This is a genomic window from Kribbella jiaozuonensis, assembly GCF_005233875.1.
GTDB classification, from domain to species: Bacteria; Actinomycetota; Actinomycetes; order Propionibacteriales; family Kribbellaceae; genus Kribbella; species Kribbella jiaozuonensis.
In genome coordinates this window covers 164450-188892 of record NZ_SZPZ01000007.1, presented here as the reverse complement: position 1 = coordinate 188892, position 24443 = coordinate 164450, and the positions used below count along the sequence as shown (strand labels likewise).

Here is a 24443-nt window from a genome sequence, read left to right as displayed (position 1 = left end):
GATCTAACCGCTTAGAGTCTAAGCGCTTAGACCACTTCAGAAAGGGGACCGCCGTGCGCCGGAACCTCTTGCCAGCCGCCGTCATCACGGCGACCCTGCTAGTCGCCGGGTGCGGCTCGTCCGACCAGCCCGCTGCGACCGACTCCGGCCCGGCGACCGGGACGATCTCGTTCACCGGCACCGACAACGCCGAGACCTACCAGCCGGTGATCAAGGCCTTCGAGGCGAAGAACCCGGGGATCAAGGTCGCCTACACGCAGATTCCGTTCGACCAGTTCAACGCGACCATGCAGCAGCGGCTGAGCGCGAAGGACGCGGGCATCGACGTCTACACGGTCGACGAGCCGCGGGTCTCGCAGCTCGCCGCGAAGGGCTTCCTCACCGATCTCAGCGACCTCGACGGCCAGGTGAAGACGAAGGTCAGCGCGGCGGCGTACAAGACCAACCACTTCCGCGACAAGCTGTGGTCGCTGCCGATGTGGAACTCGACGCAGTTCCTCTTCTACAACAAGACCGCGCTCGCGAAGGCGAACGTGACCCCACCGACGGCGGACCCGCAGCAGCGCTGGACCTGGGAGCAGGTCGAGGCAGCCGGCCGCAAGGCGATGCAGTCGGGCGGTACGAAGTACGGCCTGTTCATGGAGCAGCCCGAGGCGTACTACCAGCTGCAGCCGCTGGCCGAGTCGCTCGGCGGCGGCTCCGGCATCGAAGGCGACGACGCGCTCACTCCGGCGGTCGAGACCGACGGCTGGAAGAAGGCCATGCAGTGGTACGGCGCTACCTTCGCGAGCGGACTGTCGCCGCGGGGGATCGGCGGGTTCCAGACCGGTCCGGTGTTCGCGAACGGCAACGTGGCGTTCTTCGTCGGCGGCCCGTGGGACTTGAAGATCTTCGGCAGCTCGAAGATCGACTGGGGCGTCGCGCCGCTGCCGTACTTCCAGGGCGGCAAGCCGGTGACGCCGACCGGGTCGTGGTCGCTCGGCATCAACCCGGCGTCGAAGCAGCAGGGGATGGCGCGCAAGTTCCTCGAGTTCGCGACGCTCGATGCCGCCGGCAATCTGGCCACGACCAGTACGACGACGATCATCCCGGCCAACCTCGAGGCGCAGAAGCAGTACACCCCGAAGATGGACGCGTTCTCCGGTACGAAGACGGCCGGCGCTGCCGCGATCACGGCGTACGAGAGTGAGCACACCGCGGTGTCGCGGCCGGTGAGTGTCGGGTACATCCAGTTCGAGGAAGTCATGGGCAAGGCGTTCGCCGACATCCGCAACGGCACGAACTCCGACACGCGGCTGCAGGAGGCGACCCGCCAGCTCACCGACGCTTGGAAGTCGATTAAATGAGGAAGCGTGGGCAAGGGCTGATCGCCCTTGCCTTCCTCGCGCCGGCGCTGCTGTGTCTGGCCGTACTGCGGATCGTCCCGGCGATCTCGGCCGTGGTCGAGAGCTTCTACACGGAGAGTCTGCTGCGCGGTGGGCGGGTGTTCGCGGGGCTGGGCAACTACACGGATCTGCTGTCGAACAAGGACTTCCGGCAGTCGGTCGGCGTGACGCTGCTCTTCACCGTGCTGGTGAACCCGATCCAGGTAGTCGTCTCGTTCCTCCTGGCAGTTCTGTTCACCCAGCGCGCGGCGGGCTCGAAGCTGTGGCGCACCCTGGTCATCCTGCCGATAGCCACCCCGCCTGCGGTGTCGGCAGTGATCTGGAGCGTCATCTACCGGCCGGACGGTCTCGCGAACGGCGTACTCGAGCGGCTCGGTCTGTCCGCGCAGCAGTTCCTGACGTCGTCCGGCCAGGTGCTGCCGTCGCTGATCGTGCTGCTCTCATGGATCGGCGTCGGGTACTGGATGCTGTTCCTGATCGCCGGCATCCAGGAGGTCCCGGTCGAGGTCCGCGAGGCCGCGCTGCTCGACGGTGCGAGTGCCTGGCGCCGGATGGTGTCGGTCATCCTCCCGCTGGTACGCCGACCGCTCGCGTTCGTCCTTGTCGCCGACACAGTCTCGAATCTGCTCGTGTTCGCGCCGGTGCAGATCCTCACCAAGGGCGGCCCGAACGGGAACAGCAACCTGCTGATGTACGACGTCTACACCCGCGCGTACGCGATCGGCGACATCCACGTGGCGCAGGCCGAGGTCGTCATCCTGGTGGCGCTGACGCTCGCGATCGTGGCCGGGCAGTTCCGGCTGTTGCGAGGTGACCAGTGAAGCGCGCGAGCTTGTCGGTGCTCGGCGGAGTCATCGGCATTCTGTTCTTCCTGCCGCTGCTGTGGGTGTTGACGAACTCACTGCGGCCGGGTTCGGAGACGTTCGCGCATCTGACGTTGTCGTGGCAGACGTTCTTCGAGTTGAAGCCGACGTTGCACAACTACTCGGCCCTGCTGAGCAGCGATGTCGGTCGCGCGACGCTCAACTCGATCCTGGTCAGCGCGGCGACGGTCGTCATCGGTCTCGCGGTCTGTGCGTCGGCGGCGTTCGGGCTGGCGGCGTTCGAGTACCGCGGGCGCGGGCTGGTGTTCGGCATCGTCGTACTGAGCTTCCTCGTGCCGTTCGACGCGATCGCGATCCCGCTGTCGACGATGTTCCGCGACTGGCAGCTGACGAACACGTTCACCGGGCTGGTGTTGCCGGGGATCGGCAACGGGATGGCGATCTTCCTGCTGCGACAGTTCTTCCTCGGCATCCCGGCCGAGCTCGTCGAGGCGGGTCGGCTGGACGGGCTGGGCTGGTTCGGCGTGTTCCGCTGGATCTACCTGCCGCTGTCCCGGCCCGCGCTGATCGGCGCCGGGCTGATGCTGTTCCTGTTCCAGTGGCAGTCGTACGTCTGGCCACTGCTGATCGGCACCGACGCCAAGCACATCCTCGGCCCGGTGGCCCTGTCCAACCTGCAAGGCCAGAACTTCGCGGACTACGGTCTGGTGTTCGCGGGCGCCGTCGTACTCACCGTCATCCCGCTGGTCGTCATCGCCGGCTTCCAGCGGTACTTCGTCCAGTCCGTGTCCAGCACGGGCCTGAAATAGGGAGACCATGCACCAGCTCATTCTCGACACCGATATCGGCTCCGACGTCGACGACGCCATGGCGCTCGCCCAGATCATGGGCAGCCCGGACCTCGAGCTGCTCGAGGTCCACACGGTGTACGGCGACACCCGGCTACGCGCTCAACTCGCCCGCCGGTACGCCGCACTCGCCGGGCGCGAGCTGGTCGTCGTACCGGGTGCTGTGGAGACCTTGTCGGGGCGAGAGGTCTGGTGGGCCGGGCATGAGGGCACGCTGCACGACGACCTGTCCTCCGAGACGGTCAGTGCGGAGAGTGCGCCGGAGCGGCTGGTGGCACGGCTACGTGAGCAGCCTGGTGAGCTCGACGTTGCCGCGATCGGTCCGCTGACGAATGTGGCGAAGGCGTTGCAGCTCGAGCCGCAGGTGGCTGGGTGGATCCGGCATCTGTGGGTGATGGGTGGGTCGTTCGGCGACGACAAGGCGGAGCACAACTTCAAGTCCGACGACCTCGCGGCGCAGATCGTGCTGACCGCCGGTATCCCGACGACGATCACCGGGCTGGAGATCACGCAGCAGGTGGCGATCGAGGCGTCGCGGCTGGAGCGGATCCGGGCCGCTGGTCGACTGGGGGCGGCGCTCGGTGCGGATATCGAGCAGTGGTGGGCGTACTGGAGTGAGACGTGGAACGTGCCGCATGATCCGGTTGCGGTGCTTGTGCTGAGTCGCCCGGAATTGTTCAAGACGTCGGACGTTGGGCGGGTGGCGATCCAGGTGGGTGGCGATGGCGCCGGGCGCAGCGTGTTCACGCCGGACTCCGGTGGATCCGTGCGGATCGTGACCGAGGTCGACGCCGAGGCCGTGGCTGAGGAGATCACGGCGCGGATCGTGGCGGCGGGGCGGGCATACGCTGCACACCATGGGGAGATCGATGGCGACGGCTCGTGATGTCGCGGAGCGGGCCGGTACGTCGACCGCTGTCGTCAGCTACGTCTTCAACAACGGCCCCAGGCCCGTCTCCGCTGAGACGCGTCGGCGCGTCCTCGAGGCCGCGGCGGAGCTGGACTACCGGCCCAACATCCTTGCCCGTGCGCTAAGCGCGGGACGCACGTACTCGCTCGGCCTGCTGATCCCGCAGATCCGCAACCCGTACTTCGCGACGCTTGCCGAACACCTGGAGAACTTCGCGCGGCAGCATGATCACTTGCTGCTGATCGGTGATTCAGCGGGGGATCCGGAGCAGGAGTCCGCGCACATCGGGTCGTTCATCGAGCGCAAGGTGGACGGCGTCGTACTCGTCTCGTTGCTGGTGGAGCCTGCGATCCAGCGGTTCGCCGCGGCCGGCGTACCGGTGGTTGCTCTGCATCCTGTGCCTGAGGGCGTGACGGTGTCGACGCTTTCGATCGACTACGTCGCGGCCGCGGAGGCGTCGACGGATCACCTGCTGTCACACGGCTACCGCACCCTCGGTGTCGTAACCGGTCCGGAAGATTCGCCCGGTACGTCGGAACACCGGCGCGGGATCGAATGGGCGCTGGAGAAGCATCCTCGGGCGTCGGCGCGGTACGTCGCCTGCCCGGTGTCGCGGTTTGCCGCGCGTGACGCCGTACAGCCGTGGTTCAAGCAGAAGCGGCCGCCGCGGGCGATCTACTGCTCGACCGACGAGCAGGCGTTCGGCGTACTGTTCGCGGCGTGGGAGGCCGGGCTGCGGGTGCCGGAAGACGTTGCGGTGATGGGCTTCGATGGCACCAGCGAATGCACGGTGACGATCCCGCCGCTGGCCAGCGTCCGCCAGCCGATCGAGGAGACTGCACGTCGCGCCGTCGAGCTGCTGCTGGATCGCTCGAACACCCAGGCCGCACGGCACGTCCTCGACTACGAGCTGATCCCGAGCACCTCCTGCGGCTGCTAGCCGATCGCTGAATCTCGGGTGAACCCGGCGTGAACCCGGTCGTGATGCCGGGTTGCTGAACCCTGCGCTCTGCGACGCTGCCGCGGTAAGTCCGAGCGACCCGAGGAGCCAGCTGTGGCAGAGGTCCCCGTCCACAAGGTGGCGGCGCGTTTCGTCGATGCGTGGGAGGCGGCCGTCCGCGAGCGGTTGGCGGAGACGCCGCCGGATCGGCGGGATCGGCGCGTGTTGCTCGGGCCGTACTTTTCGCCGGAGAAGCACGCCGATGGTGTGCTCGGTGTCGGGTTCGACGACGCGGACAGGCTGGAGAAGCTTGGTCGCAGTACGGGCTGGCGTCGGTCTCGTGGTTGGCCTGCCGGTGAGGAGATCTCGGAGGTGCAGCAGCTCGGCGTCGGGCTGACGTGTGAGCTCAGCGCGGGGGTCGGGCGTGGGGCCGACCGTGAGCTGCGGGATCGGCAGGACCGGGCGCAGAACCGGTTGAGTGTGGATATGAACCGGCCGGGGTCGCAGTTGGCCGACGCGATCGGTACGGCGGTTGCGCGCTTCCACTACGGGCATGTGGTCTCGCAGCTTGTGGGCCAGGGGACGATCTCGCAGGACGTCGAGCGGGCGCTGCGGAGCGGCAACGGGTGGGCGCAACGGATGCCGAACGAGCGGCTGGTGGAAGCGTTCGCGGACAACCTCGACCCGCTGGAGCGGCGTACTCCGGGCGAAGGGCGGCTGCTGGATCGCGTGCACGCCTCGGACGGGCTGGACAAGGCGAGGGTTGCGGCCGAGATCCTGGTCAACCGCTCGCCGGTGCTTCAGCAGGCGGACGCGGCGGTTCGTACGGCGGCGGCCGACCGGCTCACCTCGGTGATCGGCGACCAGCTCACCACGGCGATGAAGGAACTGGACGACTCGCGGGAGTCGCTGCCGGCTCGCCTGGACCGAGCCGACGTCCTCGGCCGACGCATCGGCGAGGACACCCACCGCGCCATCACCCGCCTCGAACGCGAGGCCGCGCCGGCCGAAACCACCCCCGCCAACGAGGCCACCCGCACAGCCGAGACCGCAGCCGCCACACGCCTGGCAAGCGCAGGCGTGGCCGGCGCGGCAGGTGTCACCGGCCCGACCGCGCCCGGCGGCGCCGGAGCGGGCTCAGCAGTCGCCGCCGACTCGTCACGGCAGGCGGCCGATCGCATCACCGGCGCCGACCGCGGCAACACACTCGGCTAAACCCAGCGTGCGGTGGCGCCCGGGGCGCCGGCACACCGACCTGCCCAGGGCCGGTGCCGATCGCGTGCCCGGTGGGACCGGGGCAGCGCGATCGGCTTCGTCGTGCTAACTCGTGTTTGTTATGCGGGTGAGGGGCTGGAGTGGGCGGGGCCGCTGTGGAGTTCTCGGCGTACGGAGAAGCCGACGCCGATGAGGACCACGCCCCAGACCAGCGCTGTGACGCCCAGGACGACGGCGACGCTTACTGCGCCGGCGCCCGGGTTGGCGGCGAACAGTACGCCGATGAGGATCGACAGCAGTCCGCTCAGCACGAGGAGCCAGCGTGGCACCACCTGTTGACTGCTGAAGGCGCCGGCGAGCTCGAAGATGCCCCGGACGATCAGCCAGATCCCGAGGATCCAGGTCAGCGTCGTCGCTGCCATCCCAGGGCTGGTGATCGCGAAGAAGGCCGCGATCAAGGCGATCACCCCGAGCGTGACCAGCCACAACCGGCTGCCCTTCGACTCGGGCTGGAACGCCTGGGCGATCGAGCCGATCCCGTCGACCAGGGCCCAGATGCCCCAGAGCAATGCCAACGCGATCGCGGTGTGGATCGGCCACACGATCGCGAGAATCCCGAAAATGATGCCGATTGCACCGCGGACGAGCAACATCTTCCAGCCGAGGGTCAGCCAGTCCCGCTCCATGTCGGACCTCCTTGAGGGGTTCCCACCCTCATGGTGATCCTGGTGGCGCTACGTGACAACTACCAACGCAACTTACTCAGATGCGCGGCGCAGCGCCTCGGACAGTCGCTCGGCCGCGGCCATCACGGCCGGAGCGTGCATCCGACCCGGCTGGCGGGACAGACGTTCGATCGGGCCGGAGACCGAGACGGCGGCGATCACCTTGCCGCTGGGGGAGCGGACCGGGGCCGAGACGGACGCGACACCCTGCTCCCGTTCGCCGACCGAGTGCGCCCAGCCACGACGCCGTACGCCGGCCAGCGCGGCCGCGTTGAACGACGCGTTGTGGAGGCCGCGGTGCATCCGCTCCGGGTCCTCCCAGGCAAGCAGTATCTGGGCAGCCGAACCGGCGGCCATGGTCAGCTGACTGCCGACCGGGACGGTGTCGCGCAGACCGGACGGACGCTCCGCAGCGGCGACGCACACCCGGTACTCACCCTGGCGGCGGAACAACTGCGCCGACTCACCGGTGATGTCCCGCAGTCGCGCCAGCACCGGGCCGGCGGTCGCGAGCAGCCGGTCCTCACCGGCGGCGGAGGCCAACTCGCTGAGTCGCGGTCCGAGCACGAACCGTCCCTGCATGTCGCGGCCGACCAGACGGTGGTGCTCCAGCGCCACAGCCAGCCGGTGTGCGGTCGGGCGGGCCAGCCCGGTGGCCGCCACGAGACCGGCCAGGGTCGCCGGCCCGGACTCGAGCGCGGACAGAACGAGGGCTGCTTTGTCGAGAACGCCGACTCCGCTAGAGTTGTCCATGAGACGATACTGCCGTCTCGAATCGTGGAACGCAAGTCGCTTCTGCACTGACTTCAAGCGCAGTGTGAGCGATAGCACCTCACCACAAATCTCAAAGGAGAGTCTGATGGGTAGGACGTTGTCGGAAAAGGTCTGGGATGCGCACGTCGTGCGCCATGCCGACGGAGAACCCGACCTTCTCTACATCGACCTCCATCTGGTTCACGAGGTGACCAGCCCACAGGCCTTCGACGGTCTGCGGCTGGCCGGCCGCGGCGTACGGCGTCCGGACCTCACCATCGCGACCGAGGACCACAACGTCCCGACGTTCGATGTGGACAAGCCGATCGCCGACCCGGTGTCGCGCACCCAGGTGGACACGCTGCGGAAGAACGCCGAGGAGTTCGGCATCCGGATCCACACCCTCGGCGACCCGGACCAGGGCGTCGTGCACGTGATCGGCCCGCAGCTCGGACTGACCCAGCCCGGCATGACCGTGGTCTGCGGTGACAGCCACACCTCGACGCACGGCGCGTTCGGAGCGATTGCCTTCGGCATCGGTACGAGCGAGGTCGAGCACGTGCTGGCCACTCAGACGTTGATGCAGGCCCGGCCGAAGACGATGGCCGTCACGGTCGACGGCGTACTGCCGGACGGTGTCTCGGCCAAGGACCTGGTGCTGGCGCTGATCGCGAAGGTCGGCACCGGCGGCGGCCAGGGCTACATCGTCGAGTACCGCGGCGAGGCGATCCGGAGCCTGAGCATGGAAGCCCGGATGACGATCTGCAACATGTCGATCGAGTGGGGCGCCAAGGCGGGCATGATCGCGCCGGACGAGACCACGTTCGCGTACCTGCAGGACAAGCCGCACGCGCCGCAGGGCGTCGACTGGGAAGCAGCGGTCGAGTACTGGAAGAGCCTGGCGACCGACCAGGACGCGACGTTCGACCGCGAGGTCGTCCTGCGGGCCGAGGACATCGCGCCGTTCGTCACCTGGGGCACCAACCCCGGCCAGGGCATCCCGCTGTCGGAGAGCGTGCCGTCGCCGGACGACTTCGACAACGAGAACGACAAGGTCGCCGCCGAGCGCGCGCTGGAGTACATGGGCCTCACCGCCGGTACGCCGATGCGCGAGATCCACGTGGACACGGTGTTCCTGGGCTCCTGCACCAACGGCCGGATCGAGGACCTGCGCGCCGCGGCCGGCGTACTCGCCGGGCGGAAGGTTGCCGAGGGCACCCGGATGCTCGTGGTCCCGGGGTCGGGCCGGGTCCGGCTGCAGGCCGAGGCCGAGGGCCTGGACACGATCTTCAAGGACGCCGGCGCCGAGTGGCGTGGCGCCGGATGCTCGATGTGCCTGGGCATGAACCCGGACCAGCTGGCCCCGGGTGAGCGCAGCGCCTCCACCTCGAACCGGAACTTCGAAGGCCGCCAGGGCAAGGGCGGTCGCACCCACCTGGTGTCGCCGCTGGTCGCCGCCGCGACCGCCGTCACCGGGACCCTGGCCGCACCGGCCGACCTGCCGCCCGTCGCCGTACCTGCGAACGCCTGAGGAGCAACGGAATCATGGAAGCCTTCACCCAGCACATCGGTACGGCGGCCCCGCTGCGCCGCAGCAACGTCGACACCGACCAGATCATCCCGGCCGTCTACTTGAAGCGGGTCACCCGCACCGGCTTCGAGGACGGGCTGTTCGCTGCCTGGCGCAACGATCCGTCGTTCGTCCTGAACCAGCCGGAGTACGACGGGGTCTCGGTGCTCGTCGCGGGACCGGACTTCGGCACCGGATCGTCGCGTGAGCACGCGGTCTGGGCGCTGCTCGACTACGGGTTCCGCGTGGTCGTGTCGTCGCGGTTCGGCGACATCTTCCGCGGCAACTCCGGTAAGGCCGGGCTGCTCGCGGCCCTGGTGGAGCAGGACGTCGTCGAGCAGCTGTGGACGACGATCGAGAGCGACCCGGGCACCAAGGTGACGGTCGACCTTGAGAACAAGACGATCTCAGCCGGTGACGTGTCGGCACCCTTCGAGATCGACGACTACACCCGCTACCGGTTGCTGAACGGCCTGGACGACGTCGGCATCACGTTGTCGCACGCCGACGACATCGCTGCGTACGAAGCAACCCGGCCTTCGTTCAAGCCGGCAACCCTTCCGGCGAAGGCCTGATCATCCACCAGAGTTATCGCTGCCGTAACGCTGGGCGGGTCGGTGGCGATAACTCTGGTGTTACCCTTGCGTGGTTGTCAGAACAAGGCTTGCGAGACCAAGGAGGTGGGGCGCTGATGAGCGAACCCTCCAGACATACGGGTCTCGCTCGACCTTCGGGGGGCCTCTCCGTCAGGGAATGGCAGCTCCTCTAGCAGTTGTGGGGTCGGGCAGACGTGTGTTCATCACTCACCTGATCCACCGCACCTGGAGGACTCATGTCCGACCTGCGCCTTCGCACCATCCGTGCGTTCAGCCGCACCCCGTCACTGCGTGCCGCCGCGCGCAAGCACGCTGCTGCCGTTTCCGCCGCCACCGTTGAGCCGGCCGAGAAGCAGCCCCGCGATCCGCAGATGCCCAAGGGGCACAGCGTCGTGGACAGCGCGATCTACTGCGACGGCCGCCGGGTCGCTTCTCCGGATTCGCTCGCCGAGACGTACGGCGAGCTGCACCAGGCCCCGCACAGCCTGGCCTGGATCGGTCTGTACCGGCCGGACCGCCGCGAGCTCGCCTCGCTGGCGCAGGAGTTCGACCTGCACGAGCTGGCGATCGAGGACGCCAACGAGGCGCATCAGCGGCCGAAACTGGAGCGGTACGGCGACACGTTGTTCGTCGTACTGAAGGCCGCGCGGTACCGGGACGCGACCGAGGAGGTCGAGTTCGGTGAGGTGCACGTGTTCGTCGGACCGGACTTCGTGGTGACGGTCCGGCACGCCGAAGCCCCCAACCTGGCAGCGGTACGGCGTCGTGTCGAGCGCGATCCCGAGCTGCTCAGCCGAGGTGCCGAAGCGGTCCTCTACGCGATCATGGACAAGGTCGTCGACGGCTACGCTCCGGTGGTCGCCGGTCTCGAGAACGACATCGACGAGATCGAGACCGAGGTGTTCCGCGGTGACCCGAAGGTGTCGCGGCGCATCTACGAACTGTCCCGTGAGGTGATCGAGTTCCAGCGCGCGACCCGGCCGCTGGTCGGCATGCTCGAGCAGCTGCGCGGCGGATTCCAGAAGTACGGCGTGGACGAGGAACTGCAACGTTCACTGCGCGATGTCGCCGACCACGTCACCGAGGTGGTGGAGAAGGTCGACGGGTTCCGCGAACTGCTGCGCGACATCCTGACGGTGAACGCGACCCTGGTCGCCCAGCAGCAGAACGAGGAGATGAAGAGCCTCGCGATCGCCAGCAGCGAGCAGAACGAAGAGGTGAAGCGGATCTCTGCCTGGGCGGCGATCCTGTTCGCCCCGACCCTGATCGGCACCGTCTACGGGATGAACTTCGACAAGATGCCGGAGCTGCACTGGCAGTACGGATACCCCTTCGCGATCGGCCTGATGGCCTTGGTGTGTGGAGGTCTGCACCAGATCTTCAAACGCCGCGGCTGGCTGTGAGTTAGCTGCCAAAAGAGCCCTCAGGGCCCGGATCGGGCCAAATTGTGGCACGAATCGCCCAAAACAAGGGCGAATTGCCGCGTTGGTGTTTGTGAACGGCGTGTTGAGTCCATAACGTTCCTGTGAGATCGAGCGCTGTGCTCGACGCCTAGTGTTCACGGAGGGAAGCAGTGAACAAGAGCCAGTTGGTCGAAGCGCTCGCAGTGCACTTCGACGGAAACCGCCGCCAGGCCCAGCACGCGTTGGAATCGGTGATCGACACCGTCCAGCGTGAGCTGACCAAGAAGGGCGGCAAGGTCGCCATCACCGGTTTCGGTGCCTTCGAGGCCATCGAGCGTGGTGCGCGCATCGTGCGCAACCCGCGGACCGGTGAGACCAAGCGTGCCAAGAAGACCACGGTGCCGAAGTTCCGCGCGGGTGCGGAGCTGAAGGCCGTTGTCTCCGGCGCCAAGAAGCTGCCGAAGCTGGTAGCCCCGAAGCCGGCCGCGACCGCCACCAAGGCGGCTGCCCCGGCGAAGAAGGCTGCACCGGCGAAGGCCGCTGCAACCAAGACCGCCGCTGCGAAGAAGACGGTCGCCAAGAAGGCCCCGGCCAAGACGGTTGCCAAGAAGGCTCCGGCGAAGACCGTTGCCAAGAAGGCCCCGGCGAAGAAGGCCCCGGCCAAGACCGTTGCGAAGAAGGCGCCGGCCAAGAAGGCCCCCGCCAAGAAGACCGCGGCGAAGCGTACCGCTCGCTGATCTTCACGCACTGCGGCACCTGCACCACCTGCACCACCTGCAGTACAGCGAAGGCCGGTCACCCCACTCCAGGGGTTGACCGGCCTTCGCCGTTGTCGGTGGCAACTAGAGACGCGTTCCGAACTCCACCTTGGTGATGCTCAGCTCGGCGCCCGACCCGGTCGTCTCGATCCGCACCCGTTGGCCTACCCGCAGATGGCGGACCGGGGTATCGGCGACGGCGTGCACGGTGAACGGGAGCTCGACGCCGGTGTCAGTCAGCACTGCCCCGGAGAACGTCTCGCCGTCGTAGCGGCTCACGGTCGCTTGCATATCAGCAGGCTAGCCCTTCGGTCCCGGTCGCGGCACCGAGAACCAGCGACATCACGTCGGCGGTCGCCGGCCCCACCCCGAGCTGTACGGCGTGCGCCAGATCGGCAGCCGTGTCGACATCACGACGTACCGACTCGATCCCGGGCAGCTCGATCGGGATCGCCCCGGACGCCTGGTGTGCCAGGGCGGAACCCACCCCGAAGCGGGGATCCAGCGGTACGCCGGGAGCCGCCGCGAGCAACGTCGTACCGGTGCCGGGCTGGTCGACCACGAACGAGCGCGGCGCCGTACAGGCCGCGAGTACGGCGGTGAGCTCGGCCGGGCGCAGCGCGGGAAGATCCGCCGACAACGCGGCGACGCCATTGTCGGGGAACTCCGCAGCCGCAACAGTGGCTCCATGCAGCAAGGCCTCGTTCAGCCCGGCGGCCGGGAGATCCGGTACGACGTACGCACCGGCCGCGGTCACGTCCGCCGCGACCAGCGGGTCGTCCGTGACGACCAGGACGGCCCGCACCAGGGGAGAGGCGAGGGCGGCCGCAGTAGTGTCGACAGCGAACGCACGGGCCAGCTCGGGACGGTGCTGCGGGTAGGCCGGAGCGAGCCGGCTCTTTGCGATCGCCGTACGCTTCACCGGGATCGCCAGGGTCCAGGGAGCGACCTGTAGGTCTGCCATCAGGCAGGATTCTCCCATGACGGATGGCAGTAACGAGCAGCAGGAGGCCCCGGTGGACAATCGGCTGGACAACCGGCAGGGTGATCCGCGACCGCCGCGGGGCTTCTGGTTCGGCATCATCGTCGCGATCGTCAAGCCGTTCATGATCGTGTTCACCAAATGCCGGTTCACCGGGCGGGAGAACATGCCGCGCACCGGCGGTGTGATCTACGTGCCGAATCACATCTCGCATTTCGACCCGGTGCTGCTCGGGTACTTCATCTGGGAGTGCCGGCGGATCCCGCGGTTCCTGGGTAAGGCGTCGCTGTTCAAGATCCCGGTGCTCGGCAAGATCATCACCAGCGCGGGACAGATCCCGGTGTACCGCGATTCGACCCAGGCCGCGGATGCATTCCGGGACGCGGTCGCCGCAGTCGAACGCGGTGAGTGTGTGGGCGTTTACCCGGAGGGCACCATTACCCGTGACCCGGACATGTGGCCGATGACCGGCAAGACCGGTGCGGCCCGGATCGCGTTGATGACCGGCTGCCCGGTCATCCCGGTCGCCAACTGGGGCGCGCAGGAGATCGTGAAGTCGTACACCGGCAAGATCCGGATCCGCCTGCTGCCGCGCAAGACGCTGCAGGCCCGGGCCGGTGCACCGGTCGACCTGAGCGCGTTCGAGGGCAAGCCGCTGACCAACCAGCTGTTGCACGAGGCAACCGAGGTGATCATGGCCCGCGTCGCCGAGACCCTGGGCGAACTGCGCGGGGAGACCCCGCCCAAGGAGCTGTACGACCTGCGCAAAGCTCGCAAGGCTGAAGGTGAGGAGACGGCATGACGAAGGTAGCGGTGTTCGGTGCGGGATCCTGGGGGACGGCGTTCGCGGTAGTGCTTGCGAACGCCGGGAACCAGGTGTCCGTCTGGGGTCGGCGTGAGTCGCTCTGTGAGTCGATCAATGCCGGCCACGAGAACGCCGAGTACCTTCCCGGTCTGCGGTTGCCGGACGCGATCACCGCGACCCACGACCCGGCCGCGGCCGCAGATGGAGCCGAGGCGATCGTGCTCGCGGTTCCGTCGCAGTCGCTGCGGGACAACCTGACGGACTGGGCCGGCGTGCTGCCGAACGCCGTACCGCTGGTCAGCCTGATGAAGGGCGTCGAGCTCGGTACGACGAAGCGGATGAGCGAGGTGATCGCCGAGCTGACCGGTGCCGGGCCGGAACGCATCGCGGTCGTCTCGGGACCGAACCTGGCGCGCGAGATCGCCGAAGGCCAACCGGCCGCGTCGGTCGTCGCCTGTGCGGACGAAGGTACGGCGGCGCGGTTGCAGAAGCTGTGTCATTCGCCGACGTTCCGCCCGTACACGAACAACGACGTCGTCGGCTGTGAGCTCGGCGGCGCCTGCAAGAACGTGATCGCGCTGGCCGTCGGGATGGCGGTCGGACTCGGCTTCGGCGACAACGCCCGCGCCTCGGTGATCACCCGCGGCCTCGCCGAGATCGCCCGCCTGGGCACGGCGCTCGGCGCGGACGAGCACACGTTCTCGGGCCTGGCCGGGCTGGGTGATCTGGTGGCGACCTGCTCGTCGCCGCTGTCGCGGAACCGGACCTTCGGCGAGAAACTCGGCCAGGGCATGAGCGTCGCGGAGATCGCCGGCGGGACGCGGCAGGTCGCCGAGGGCGTGAAGTCCTGTGCGTCGATCTCCGAGCTGGCGCACCACCACGACGTCGAGATGCCGATCGCCGAACACGTCACCAAGGTCATCGCCGGTGAGATGACGCCGAAGGACATGCTGTTCAGCCTGGTCTCCCGCTCGGCCAAGCCGGAGCGCTGGGGATGATCCCCGCAGCGTTCGCCAAGGCCACCATCGATCGTGAAGGCGCCGTCGGCGAGGCCTGGCTGGCCGAGCTGCCCGGGATCATCGACGAGGTTCTGACGGGCTGGGGATGTACGCCGACCGGCGAGGCGATGCACGGCCAGGTGGGCGTCGTCATCCCGGTCGAGGACGATCGGGTCATCAAGATCTCGTTCCCGCATCCGGGGAACGACTACGAGGCTGACGCTTTCATGGCGTGGGGCGGCCGTGGCGCGGTCCAGCTCCACGAACGCGACGACGACCGGTACGCGATGCTGCTCGAACGCGCGCACCCGACGACGCTCTTCGATCACGACGACGACGTCGTTGCCATCGCCGCAGAGCTGCATGGCCGGTTGACGATCCCAGCTCCGGAGGGTCTACCGCGCATGTCGGAGCGGGCCGACGACTGGGAGGAAGAACTCCGCAAGGATGCCGCCGAGCTCGACCATCAGTTGCCGCCGTACGTGCTGGATGCCGCTCTTGCCGTCGTCGACGAGCTCGGTCGCGATCAGCCGGAGATCCTGATCCATGGCGACTTCCACCCGCGCAACATCCTCCGCGCCGAGCGCGAGCCTTGGCTGGCGGTCGATCCGAAGGGGTACGTCGGCGACCCGGCGTACGACGCGACCACGTTCCTGCGCACCCGTGCCGCTCATCAGCTCGGCGTCGACGACCTGATCAGCGTGCTGGACCGCGAGCTCGAACTGTTCGCCGAGGTCGCCGAGCTCGATCCCGCACGGATCCGGCGGTGGGCTCAGCTGAACATGGTTCAGACGGCGTTCTGGGGCCGACGGTACGGGTTCGGCCGCGCCCGCAGCGGCGGCCAGCGCGACGAGATGGTTGCCTTCGTCGACGAACTCGCCGTGCAGTGGACGGATCCGGTCAGAGGCTGAGGGCGTGGTGCAGGACCAGGATGGCGGCGCCGCGTAGCGCGCCGTCCTGTCCGGTCCGGGAGGTGTGGACCTGCAGGTCAGTGGTAGCCAAGGGCAACGACCTGGCGTAGACGGTCTCCCGGATGCCGGCCAGCAGGCTGTCACCGGCCTGCGACAGCGACCCGCCGACGACGATCACCGAGGGGTTGAGCAGGCTGACCGCGGCGGCGAGGATCGTGCCGATCTCGCGGCCTGCCTGACGGACGGCCGTGGTCGCGATGGTGTTGCCCGCGCGGACGAGTTCGATGATGTCCCTGCTGGTCTCGACGCCGAGCGTATTGGCGAGTGCCGCTGCGGAGGCGATTGCTTCCAGGCAGCCGATATTGCCGCAGCGGCAGAGTTCGGTGTGGCCCGGCGCTTGGATGTGGCCGATGTCGCCGGCCGCACCTTGAGCTCCGCGGTGCAGGCGGCCGCCGCTGATCACGCCCGCACCGATGCCGGTGGCAACCTTCACGAACAACAGGTGCTCGACATCCGCGTACGCCGTCGCGTGCTCGCCGAGCGCCATGATGTTCACATCGTTGTCGACCAGCACCGGGCCGGGGAGTTCGCGGCTCAGCCGGCCGACCACGTCGTACGAATCCCAGCCAGGCATGATCGGCGGATGGTTCGGTCGGCCGGTGCTGTGCTCGACCGGTCCGGGCAGTCCGACGCCGGTGCCGGCCAGATCGTCCGGCGACCTGTTCGCCTCTCGCAGCAACGCATGCCCGGCTCGGGCGACGGCCTCGAGGACGACCTCGGGTCCTTCGGCGATCTTGAGCGGTGTCGTCGACCGGTGCAGGATCTCGCCGGCCAGGTCGGTCAGGGCGACGGACAGGTGCGTCGCGCCGACGTCCGCGGCGAGAACGAGTCGCGCGGTCGGGTTGAACCGGAACCGGGCCGGCGGCCGTCCACCCGTCGACGCTGCCTCGCCCGACGGTACGACGAGACCGGCCGCGAGCAGCGCCTCGATCCGGCCGGTGACCGTCGAACGGGCCAGGCCGGTGTCGTCGATCAGCTCGGCGCGGGTCCGGGCCTGCCCGTCGAGGAGCAGCCGCAGGACCGCGTCCGCAGTACCGAGATCGCTCATCACCGGACTTTCGTCGTACTGGCCGTGGACTTTTGCTTGACAGGGTTCAAAAGGGTCCCATAGCGTCCTTCGACGTGTCCACCAATGCGCGCAAGCTCCGGGTCGGGATTGTCGGCGGCGGGTTCATGGGCCAGGTCCACGGCCGGGCTGCGCTGGTTTCCGGCGCGACGGTGGTGGGTGCGGTCGGCTCCTCGCCCTCAAGGGCTGACGCTGCCGCAGAGGCGACCGGTGCCGAGCGCGGGTTCGCGACCCTCGACGAGCTGCTCGCCTCGGACATCGACGTTGTCCACGTCTGCACGCCGAACAACACGCACCGCGACGTCACGCTGAAGGCGCTCGAGGCCGGCAAGCACGTGGTCTGCGAGAAGCCGCTGGCCACCTCGGTCGGCGATGCCACCGGGCTGCAGGCAGCGGCCTTCGAGGCGGGCCTGGTCGGCGCCGTACCGTTCGTGTACCGCTACCACCCGATGGTCCGCGAGCTGCGGACCCGGATCGCGGCCGGCGACGCGGGAACGATCACCAGCCTGCATGGGTCGTACCTGCAGGACTGGCTCGCCGGTGCGGACGACCAGAACTGGCGCGTGGACGACACGACCGGCGGTCCGTCGCGGACGTTCGCCGACATCGGGTCGCACTGGTGTGACCTGACCGAGTTCGTCACCGGCGACCGGATCGCTGTAATCAGCGCGCAACTGCGGACGGTCCGGGCCCAGCGTGGCGGAGTCGAAGTACGGACCGAGGACCTGGCCACCGCACAGTTCCGGACCGAGGCCGGAGTGGTCGGGACGATCGTGGTCAGCCAGGTTGCCGCCGGCCGGAAGAACCGCCTGTACCTCGAGGTGTCCGGCACCGAGTCGAGCTTCGGCTTCGACCAGGAGGACCCGGACCGGCTGTGGGTCGGTCGCCGTCAGGCCAGCCAGCTGCTGACGCGCGATCCGGAGACGCTCAGCCCGCCCGCCGCGCGGGTGAACCGGCTGCCGGCCGGGCACGCGCAGGGGTACCAGGACGCGTTCGACTCGTTCGTCGCCGACAGCTATGCCGCCGTACTGGGTGACCACCCGGACGGCCTGCCCGATTTCGCCGCCGGAGCGCGGTCCGCTCGCGTGGTCGACGCAGTACTGCGTTCGGCGGCCGCGGACTCTGCCTGGATCACCGTCGACAACAACGCTTAGGAGCTAGTCAGATGCCACGCCCGATCACGCTGTTCACCGGTCAGTGGGCCGACCTGCCGTTCGAGGAGGTCTGCCAGTTCGCGTCCGAGGCCGGGTACGACGGCGTCGAGATCGCCTGCTCCGGTGACCACTTCGACGTCCAGCAGGCCGTCGACGACGACACCTACGTCCAGGGCCGCAAGGACATCCTGGAGAAGTACAACCTGCAGGTCTTCGCGATCTCCAACCACCTGGTGGGTCAGGCGGTCTGCGACAACCCGATCGACTTCCGGCACCAGGCCATCGTGCCGTCCCGGATCTGGGGCGACGGCGACGGCGAGGGCGTCCGGCAGCGCGCCGCCGAGGACCTCAAGAACACCGCCCGCGCGGCCAAGAAGCTCGGCGTGAACACCGTCATCGGCTTCACCGGCTCGTCGATCTGGCAGTACGTCGCGATGTTCCCGCCGGTGCCCGCCGAGAAGATCGAGGCCGGGTACCGCGACTTCGCCGACCGCTGGAACCCGATCCTCGACGTGTTCGACGAGGAGGGTGTCCGGTTCGCGCACGAGGTGCACCCGTCGGAGATCGCGTACGACTACTGGACCACCACGTTCGCGCTGGAGGCGATCGGTCACCGGGAGGCGTTCGGGCTGAACTGGGACCCGTCGCACATGGTCTGGCAGGACATCGACCCGGTCGCGTTCCTCTGGGACTTCAAGGACCGGATCTACCACGTGGACTGCAAGGACACCAAGATGCGGGTCGGCGGCGGCCGTAACGGCCGGCTCGGTTCGCACCTGCCGTGGGCCGACCCGCGGCGCGGCTGGGACTTCTACTCGACCGGTCACGGCGACGTGAACTGGGAGGACTGCTTCCGGGTGCTGAACTCGATCGGCTACGACGGCCCGATCTCGGTCGAGTGGGAGGACGCCGGCATGGAGCGCAAGGTCGGCGCCGCGGAGGCGGTCAACGTCATCCGCGCGCTCGCCTTCGACAAGCCGACCGCCGCCTTCGACGCGGCCTTCGCCACCGACAAGTAAGTCCTAGCGCCGGTCGCGACCGGCGACGAATCCCAGCGTGACCTGCATGGCTGCGAGTACGGCGAACACGACGAGCGTCGTACTCCAGCCGCCGGTCACCTGGGTTAAGTAGCCGGCAACGACCGGACCGGCCGCGGCCAGCGTGTAGCCGACCGCCTGCGCCATCCCGGATAGCTGCGTGGTCTCGTGGTGCCCGCGGCCGCGAAGACTGATCAGCGACAGCGCGGCGACCAGCCCGGCGCCCTGTCCGAGACCGCCGACGATCGCCCAGACGATCGCCAGGTGCGGCGCCAGCAGTAGACCTAGCAGCGCGACGAGGATCGGCGTACTCGCCGTCATCAGACCGGCCCGCTGATTGGTCGGGTGCTTCAGCAGGAACGGGATGCTGAGCCCGCCGATCAGACCGAAGACCTGGAACAGGAACAGGTGTACGCCGCTCGCGCGCTCGGACACGCCGCCGGTCGAGATCTCGATCGTGGGCAGCCAGTTCACGAACAGGTAGAACGCCGTGGACTGCAGCCCCATGAAGCCGGTGACCAGCCACGCCGTCGGCTGCCGCCACACGCTCACCGGGGGAGCGCCGTCCTCAGTCCTCGCCGCCGGCGTCGGCTCTGGCGAGAGGGTCCGCGGCAGCCAGATCACGGCGACGAGCACGGCCAAACCGCCCCAGACCGCGAGTGACAACCGCCAGTCGACGGCGTCCGCGATCGGTACGGCCAGGATCGAGGCGATCGCGGCACCGCCGGTGATGAACGCCGTGTAGATCCCGGTCGCCCGCGAGACATTGCCCGCGTAGTCCCGCTTGATGATGACCGGGACCAGCACGTTGCCGACGGCGATCGCGGCGCCGACCACCGCCGTACCGATCCACAGACCCGCCTGGCCCGTGTACGGGCGCAGCGCGCTGCTGAAGGCGAGTACCAGGAGGGAGACGAAGACCGCACGCTCCATGCCGAAGCGGCGGGAGGCGAGGTGGACGACCGGGGAGGCGACCGCGAACGCGAGCAGCGGCAGCGTGCCCAACAGACCCTGCGCCGCCTCGCCCAGGTGCAGGTCGAGCCCGATCCGCGGCAGCACCGGACCGACCGCGGTGAGCGCCGGCCGGAGGCTCAGCGCGACCACGAAGGCGGTCGCGGTGATCAGCGCCGACCGCTCCCGAGTCACTGGTTCGGTCAACACCGCCACGACACACCTCTCTCTAGGCTTCCCTGTAGATGTCCTACATTTACACTGTACGCTACTCGCGAAGGGAGGCCGGTCTCGGTGTCACTCGAAGGACCTGTGCGGCAGGTGCCGCTCGTGCTGCAGGTGTCGGAGCGCTTCCGGGCGCAGATCGAGTCCGGGGCCTGGCCGCGCGGCTCGCGGATCCCCGGCGAGAACCAGCTCGCGACCGAGCTGGGGGTCAGTCGCGGAACAGTACGGGAGGCGCTGCGGTCGCTGAGCCTGACCGGCCTGCTCGAGCCACGCGTCGGCGACGGCACGTACGTCCGCGCGACGAACGAGATCAGCGGCGTACTGGTCCGGGACGAACTCTCCGCGTCACTGACGCACGTGCTCGACGCCCGCGCCGGCATCGAGGCCGCCGCCGCCCGCCTGGCCGCGCAGCGCCCTTCCTCGGACAGCCTGGCTGCCTTGTCAGCTGCGCTGGAGTCCCGAGCACGTGCAGATGACCTGGACGCTTTCGTTGCCGCGGACGCCGAGTTCCACCGCGGAGTCGTGGTCGCCAGCGGGAACCCGTTGCTGCTGCGGTTGTACGACGCGATCGCCGAAGTTCTGACCGAGTCGATCCACCAGACCGCGACGATGCCCGAGGACCACCGGATCCTCGACGCGCATGTCGACGTCCTCGAGGCGATCCGGGCGGGCGATCCCGAGGCCGCGAGTCAGGCGTCGTACGCGTTGATCGAGACCATCAAGCAAGAAGCGAAGGATCCGGCCAGTAGTACCTGAAGCAGGCTGGTGTGCCGTTGAGCCGCCGCGCCTCACCACCGGGCGGCGGGACGTCCTTGCGATCGCCGCGGATGCCGCCGCGCGCCTCGTAGAACCCCTGCGCGGCGGTGTTCTGCTCCAGCACCCACAGGTAGAGCCCGGACCCGGGCGATGCCTGTTGCAGGGCTTGCGCCGTCAACGCAAGCAGCTGCGTCCCGATGCCCTGCCGCTTGAGCGGGGCGCGGACGTGCAGGTTGTCGACGAGCGCCCCGAACTTCGGATCGGCACCGATCATCAGATGCGAGAGCCCGACGAGCTTCCCGTCGTACTCCGCAACCGTCGTGTGCGTGCCTTCCCGTGCGGCGAGCCGCTTGGCCCACATCGCGCCGAGGTACTCTGCCGACTCGTCGTCTAGGAACGCATCGGCGTACGCACCGCGATAGTGCCGCCGCCAACTGTCCCCGTGCAGCTCGGCCACCGCCGCCGCGTCATCTGCCCCAGCCGTCCGAAATCGCAGCCCCGTCACCCTCGAAAGCGCATTCACCCTCGAATTCGTATCACTCGCGCTCGTCGCCATCAGGGCTTGTCCGAAACGTGAACCCGGCGTCCGCGAGCCGGCTGCGGATCAACGAGTCGAGCCGTTGCCAGCCGGGCGAGGAGGCGTTGAGGGTGCTTTGCAGGAGGTCGGGGATGGCGGGATCCACGGAGGCGCCGGGTGGTTCGGTGCCGTAGCGCTCGATGCTGGCGGCAACGATCCGGTCGGCGAGTTCGGTCAGGGACGGGTCGTCCGGGTCTAGGTCATGGGCGTGGTCGGCGGCGAGGTAAAGGCTCCTCAGCTCAGGATCCGTGAGCGACTGCGCCTGGTCCTCGAACAATGTGCCGGCGAGGTCCGGGTGGGTTGCGTAGACGATGATCCACAGGTCCCGCTCCATCGCGATCCACCGCTGGGTGAAGCCGAGCGCGGCCAGCCCGGCGAGATGCGCTTCCACGTTCGCGGGCAGGATTCGGATGTCACCGGCGGCCAGCATCCGGAGCCTGCGTTGGGTCTCGCGAAGCCGTTTGATGCGGGCGGTCAGGTCGGCGTCGATCTGCTCGAGCGCGGGGCCCAGCACGTCGGTTGAGCTGAGCTCGCGGATCCGGGCGAGAGGTACGCCGGCGTCGGCGAGCATCCGGATCCGGACCAGCTCGACGACCGCTTGCGCGGAGTACCGGCGATATCCGGACGAGTCCCGCTCGGGCTCGGGCAGCAGGCCCTTCGCGTGGTAGACGCGGACGGTCTTCGTCGACACCCCGACGTACCGAGCCAGCTGTCCGATGGTGAGCACGACACCATTCTTGACCTTGCCCCAAGGGCAATGTCGCACGATGGCTGTATGACCGACTGGGACACCCTGCGCGCACTCGCCGACGACGGCAACGAGAAGGCCCTCGAACGCCTCGCGGACCTCGCCGACGAGCGCGACGACGTCGAGACCCTGAACGAGCTACTCGACGAGGGCTCCGATCGCGCCGGCGAACACCTCACCCGCCGGGCCGCCGCCGCGAAGGATCTGCTGGAGCTTCAGCGCATCAGCGACGCCGGGTACGACGAGGCCGGCGACGTACTCAACCGCCTATTGGACTGAGCGGACAACCGGTCCCGATGCGCTCGGCCAGGTCGGCGCGCAGCGTGGCCAGCTCAGCCATCCGCTGATCGATGATCTCGGCCTTCTCGGCCAGCAGTGCGGACAGGGCGGCGGCCGAATCGGGGGTGTCGCGGACCTGGTCGCCGAGCTTGCCGATCTCCGCGAGCGAGAAGCCGAGCGCCTGCGCCGTACGGACGTAGTGCAGCCACGGCACCATCTCTGCGGGGAAGTCCCGGTAGCCGTTGGGCCGCCGCTCGCCTTCGACGAGGCCGATCCGCTCGTAGAAGCGGATGGTGTCCTTGGACAGGTTCGTCTGCTGGGCGAGCTCACCGATGCGCATGAGTTCCTCCGTCGGGCTTGACCTTGGACAGCACTCCACTGTTTACCTTCGAACGCGTGTCTCCCCAAACCAGCGGCTATCTCCGCATCGTCCGCGCCAGCGCCTGGTACGACCTGATCGTCACCGCCGGCTTCGCGACGCCCTGGACGTACGTCCTCGTCCACCGCGCCCTGTCATCGCTCGGGACCTTCCCGCCGGTCGACACCATCCAGACTCTCTACGCGAACCTGATGGGCTCGGTCGTGGTCGTCTGGGCGCTCCTCCGCCTGTTCCGCACGCTGCCGCTGCACGGCTTGTACGACGGGGTCGCGCGCGTCCTGTTCGCGACCTGGCAGACGTACGCACTGGCGCACGGGGCGACCAAACTGCTCGCACTGTTCCTCGTGTTCGAGGTCAGCTTTGGACTGGTCCAGCTCCTGCCGTGGTTGACGGACGCGGTGCGAGCACGCGCGCGAACACAGCCAGCCCGGACGTCAGCGCGGTGACCACGATGAACGACATGGTCAGGTTGCTGGCCTGCGCGATGCCGCCGATGATCGACGGCGCCACCAGGCCGGACGCGTAGGTGATGGTCGCGACGCCCGCGATGGCCTGGCTCGGGTTCGGGCCGGTGTGACCGGCGGCGGCGAAGGCCAGCGGTACGACGACCGCGATCCCGACGCCGATCAGGCCGAACCCGGCCATCGCAACGGCCGCCGTCGGCGAAACAACTACAAGCAAACCGCCGAGCGTCGCGATCACACCACTCCAACGCACCGTCCGTACGGCGCCGAACCGGTCGACCACTGCATCGCCCGTCAACCGAGCGATCGCCATCGTCAACGCGAACCCGGTCGTCGCACCGGCCGCGACACCCGCCGAGCTGTCGAGGATGTCTCGCAGATAGACGGCCGACCAGTCCAGGCTCGCGCCCTCCGCGAACACCGCGCAGAACCCGACGGCCCCGATCAGCAACGCCGACTTCGGCGGCAACGCGAACCGCGCCGGCGGCTCCTCGTCCTCCTCGGGATGGATGTTCAGCACGAACTGACACACCACCGCCCCGACGATGGTCAGCACGATGGCTGCCACCACGTGATGGACCTGTGCGCTGATATTCGCGTGCGCCGCGACCGTCCCGACGGCCGAGCCGAGCAGCGCGCCCACACTCCACAGACCGTGCAACCCGGACATGATCGACTTCTTCAGCCGGTGCTCGATCTCGACGCCGAGCGCGTTCATCGCGACGTCGGCCATACCCGCCGTGCCGCCGTAGATGAAGAGGGCGACGCACAACGTCAGGAGACCGGGTGCGAACGACGGCGGGATCAGCGCGAGGGTCCAGAGCGCGAGCAGACCGCGGAGCGCGTTCCGGCTGCCGAACCGGTGGGTGACCCGGGCGGCGAGCGGCATCATCACCGCCGCGCCGAGCGCCGGGAACGCGAGCGCCAGCCCGAGCTGGCCGGCGGACACGCCTGCATGTTCCTGGATCCACGGCACCCGGGTCGCGAACGACCCGGTCACTGATCCGTGCACGCAGAAGACGGCGGCCACGGCGTACCGGGAGCGCTTGACGAGGGCGGTGTCATCAGTCACAAGCAAACACACTATCTGTTTGAACGATCAGGAGGATGGTAGTTTTTTGCAC

The 24443-nt window shown here is 68.4% G+C and carries 28 protein-coding genes; 18 read left to right on the top strand and 10 right to left on the bottom strand.

The genetic code is table 11. The annotated features are described in order from the left end of the window. Positions 1-53 precede the first annotated feature (53 nt). The 6 genes from FDA38_RS39440 (at position 54) to FDA38_RS39415 (ending at position 6122) form a co-directional block, all read left to right on the top strand. Positions 54-1346: an ABC transporter substrate-binding protein gene (locus FDA38_RS39440; protein WP_170990018.1), complete on the top strand. Its 1293-nt coding sequence runs from the start codon at positions 54-56 to the stop codon at positions 1344-1346. Then, entirely contained in the window at positions 1343-2206 is an 864-nt protein-coding gene (locus tag FDA38_RS39435; RefSeq protein WP_137259305.1) for a carbohydrate ABC transporter permease, read from the top strand. Before FDA38_RS39440 ends, FDA38_RS39435 begins: the two co-directional genes overlap by 4 nt. Then, complete coding sequence (locus FDA38_RS39430) at positions 2203-3018, top strand: carbohydrate ABC transporter permease (RefSeq protein ID WP_137259304.1); 816 nt, start codon at positions 2203-2205, stop codon at positions 3016-3018. Before FDA38_RS39435 ends, FDA38_RS39430 begins: the two co-directional genes overlap by 4 nt. A gap of 7 nt (positions 3019-3025) precedes the next feature. Continuing rightward, complete coding sequence (locus tag FDA38_RS39425; RefSeq protein ID WP_137259303.1) at positions 3026-3943, top strand: nucleoside hydrolase; 918 nt, start codon at positions 3026-3028, stop codon at positions 3941-3943. Beyond that, the gene (locus tag FDA38_RS39420) at positions 3915-4907 is read left to right on the top strand and encodes a LacI family DNA-binding transcriptional regulator (RefSeq protein WP_137259302.1); all 993 of its coding nucleotides are present in this window, start codon (positions 3915-3917) and stop codon (positions 4905-4907) included. Before FDA38_RS39425 ends, FDA38_RS39420 begins: the two co-directional genes overlap by 29 nt. A 114-nt stretch (positions 4908-5021) precedes the next feature. Then, on the top strand, positions 5022-6122 hold the full coding sequence (locus FDA38_RS39415; protein WP_137259301.1) for a hypothetical protein: 1101 nt from the start codon (positions 5022-5024) through the stop codon (positions 6120-6122). Positions 6123-6241: 119 nt separating this feature from the next. Here FDA38_RS39415 and FDA38_RS39410 read toward each other — a convergent pair whose 3' ends face one another. Both FDA38_RS39410 and FDA38_RS39405 read right to left on the bottom strand, forming a co-directional pair. Continuing rightward, entirely contained in the window at positions 6242-6808 is a 567-nt protein-coding gene (locus tag FDA38_RS39410) for an HdeD family acid-resistance protein (RefSeq protein WP_137259300.1), read from the bottom strand. A 72-nt stretch (positions 6809-6880) separates the two neighbouring features. Beyond that, the gene (locus tag FDA38_RS39405; protein ID WP_130387568.1) at positions 6881-7600 is read right to left on the bottom strand and encodes an IclR family transcriptional regulator; all 720 of its coding nucleotides are present in this window, start codon (positions 7598-7600) and stop codon (positions 6881-6883) included. A gap of 106 nt (positions 7601-7706) precedes the next feature. Here FDA38_RS39405 and leuC point away from each other — a divergent pair, with 106 nt between their 5' ends. The 4 genes from leuC to FDA38_RS39385 all read left to right on the top strand — a co-directional run bounded on the left by leuC (position 7707) and on the right by FDA38_RS39385 (position 11906). Further along, a complete protein-coding gene (leuC, locus tag FDA38_RS39400) occupies positions 7707-9131 on the top strand; it encodes a 3-isopropylmalate dehydratase large subunit (protein WP_137259299.1) in 1425 nt (474 codons plus the stop codon). Positions 9132-9145: 14 nt separating this feature from the next. Further along, complete coding sequence (gene leuD, locus FDA38_RS39395) at positions 9146-9745, top strand: 3-isopropylmalate dehydratase small subunit (RefSeq protein ID WP_134111512.1); 600 nt, start codon at positions 9146-9148, stop codon at positions 9743-9745. A 257-nt stretch (positions 9746-10002) separates the two neighbouring features. Beyond that, entirely contained in the window at positions 10003-11169 is a 1167-nt protein-coding gene (gene corA / locus FDA38_RS39390; RefSeq protein WP_137259298.1) for a magnesium/cobalt transporter CorA, read from the top strand. Between the two features lie 170 nt (positions 11170-11339). Further along, entirely contained in the window at positions 11340-11906 is a 567-nt protein-coding gene (locus FDA38_RS39385) for an HU family DNA-binding protein (RefSeq protein WP_137259297.1), read from the top strand. Positions 11907-12011: 105 nt separating this feature from the next. On the opposite strand, the gene FDA38_RS39380 is transcribed toward FDA38_RS39385, so the two are convergent. Together FDA38_RS39380 and cofC are read right to left on the bottom strand one after the other, a co-directional pair. Next, positions 12012-12218 (bottom strand): hypothetical protein, encoded by a 207-nt coding sequence (locus tag FDA38_RS39380; protein ID WP_137259296.1) that lies wholly within the window; start codon positions 12216-12218, stop codon positions 12012-12014. A gap of 1 nt (position 12219) precedes the next feature. After that, positions 12220-12891 carry a 2-phospho-L-lactate guanylyltransferase gene (gene cofC / locus FDA38_RS39375; protein ID WP_137259295.1) on the bottom strand — a complete coding sequence of 224 codons (672 nt, stop codon included), beginning with the start codon at positions 12889-12891 and terminating at the stop codon, positions 12220-12222. A 16-nt stretch (positions 12892-12907) separates the two neighbouring features. Between cofC and FDA38_RS39370 the strand changes: the two genes are divergently transcribed. From FDA38_RS39370 to FDA38_RS39360, 3 genes are read left to right on the top strand one after another with little or no spacing between them, the layout of a single operon-like run. Next, entirely contained in the window at positions 12908-13711 is an 804-nt protein-coding gene (locus FDA38_RS39370) for a lysophospholipid acyltransferase family protein (RefSeq protein WP_137259294.1), read from the top strand. Further along, entirely contained in the window at positions 13708-14712 is a 1005-nt protein-coding gene (locus tag FDA38_RS39365) for an NAD(P)H-dependent glycerol-3-phosphate dehydrogenase (RefSeq protein ID WP_137259293.1), read from the top strand. Before FDA38_RS39370 ends, FDA38_RS39365 begins: the two co-directional genes overlap by 4 nt. Then, the gene (locus tag FDA38_RS39360) at positions 14709-15623 is read left to right on the top strand and encodes an aminoglycoside phosphotransferase family protein (RefSeq protein WP_202878042.1); all 915 of its coding nucleotides are present in this window, start codon (positions 14709-14711) and stop codon (positions 15621-15623) included. Before FDA38_RS39365 ends, FDA38_RS39360 begins: the two co-directional genes overlap by 4 nt. Here FDA38_RS39360 and FDA38_RS39355 read toward each other — a convergent pair. Then, positions 15613-16731, bottom strand: coding sequence for an ROK family transcriptional regulator (locus tag FDA38_RS39355; RefSeq protein ID WP_137259291.1), 1119 nt, complete (start codon positions 16729-16731; stop codon positions 15613-15615). The two genes, FDA38_RS39360 and FDA38_RS39355, sit on opposite strands and share 11 nt — an antisense overlap. Positions 16732-16805: 74 nt before the next feature. On the opposite strand from FDA38_RS39355, the gene FDA38_RS39350 reads away from it, so the two are divergent. Together FDA38_RS39350 and FDA38_RS39345 are read left to right on the top strand one after the other, a co-directional pair. After that, positions 16806-17903: a Gfo/Idh/MocA family protein gene (locus FDA38_RS39350; protein WP_137259290.1), complete on the top strand. Its 1098-nt coding sequence runs from the start codon at positions 16806-16808 to the stop codon at positions 17901-17903. An 11-nt stretch (positions 17904-17914) separates the two neighbouring features. Next, positions 17915-18922 (top strand): sugar phosphate isomerase/epimerase family protein, encoded by a 1008-nt coding sequence (locus FDA38_RS39345; protein WP_137259289.1) that lies wholly within the window; start codon positions 17915-17917, stop codon positions 18920-18922. Between the two features lie 3 nt (positions 18923-18925). Here the strand turns inward: FDA38_RS39345 and FDA38_RS39340 are convergent, their stop codons facing one another. Next, positions 18926-20101 carry a CynX/NimT family MFS transporter gene (locus FDA38_RS39340; protein WP_202878041.1) on the bottom strand — a complete coding sequence of 392 codons (1176 nt, stop codon included), beginning with the start codon at positions 20099-20101 and terminating at the stop codon, positions 18926-18928. 84 nt (positions 20102-20185) lie between these two features. On the opposite strand from FDA38_RS39340, the gene FDA38_RS39335 reads away from it, so the two are divergent. Further along, positions 20186-20872, top strand: coding sequence for a FadR/GntR family transcriptional regulator (locus tag FDA38_RS39335; protein ID WP_202878040.1), 687 nt, complete (start codon positions 20186-20188; stop codon positions 20870-20872). Here the strand turns inward: FDA38_RS39335 and FDA38_RS39330 are convergent. Next, positions 20835-21428, bottom strand: coding sequence for a GNAT family N-acetyltransferase (locus FDA38_RS39330; RefSeq protein ID WP_137259288.1), 594 nt, complete (start codon positions 21426-21428; stop codon positions 20835-20837). The genes FDA38_RS39335 and FDA38_RS39330 overlap by 38 nt on opposite strands. Further along, positions 21409-22176, bottom strand: coding sequence for a MerR family transcriptional regulator (locus FDA38_RS43315; protein WP_137259287.1), 768 nt, complete (start codon positions 22174-22176; stop codon positions 21409-21411). Before FDA38_RS43315 ends, FDA38_RS39330 begins: the two co-directional genes overlap by 20 nt. Positions 22177-22224: 48 nt before the next feature. Between FDA38_RS43315 and FDA38_RS39320 the strand changes: the two genes are divergently transcribed. Continuing rightward, positions 22225-22476 (top strand): hypothetical protein, encoded by a 252-nt coding sequence (locus FDA38_RS39320; RefSeq protein WP_137259286.1) that lies wholly within the window; start codon positions 22225-22227, stop codon positions 22474-22476. Here FDA38_RS39320 and FDA38_RS39315 read toward each other — a convergent pair. Next, positions 22457-22816 carry a MerR family transcriptional regulator gene (locus FDA38_RS39315; RefSeq protein WP_137259285.1) on the bottom strand — a complete coding sequence of 120 codons (360 nt, stop codon included), beginning with the start codon at positions 22814-22816 and terminating at the stop codon, positions 22457-22459. The two genes, FDA38_RS39320 and FDA38_RS39315, sit on opposite strands and share 20 nt — an antisense overlap. Before the next feature lie 56 nt (positions 22817-22872). Between FDA38_RS39315 and FDA38_RS39310 the strand changes: the two genes are divergently transcribed. Beyond that, a complete protein-coding gene (locus FDA38_RS39310) occupies positions 22873-23301 on the top strand; it encodes a hypothetical protein (protein ID WP_137259284.1) in 429 nt (142 codons plus the stop codon). Here the strand turns inward: FDA38_RS39310 and FDA38_RS39305 are convergent. Next, positions 23210-24391: an MFS transporter gene (locus tag FDA38_RS39305; protein ID WP_202878039.1), complete on the bottom strand. Its 1182-nt coding sequence runs from the start codon at positions 24389-24391 to the stop codon at positions 23210-23212. The two genes, FDA38_RS39310 and FDA38_RS39305, sit on opposite strands and share 92 nt — an antisense overlap. Between the last annotated feature and the right edge of the window lie 52 nt (positions 24392-24443).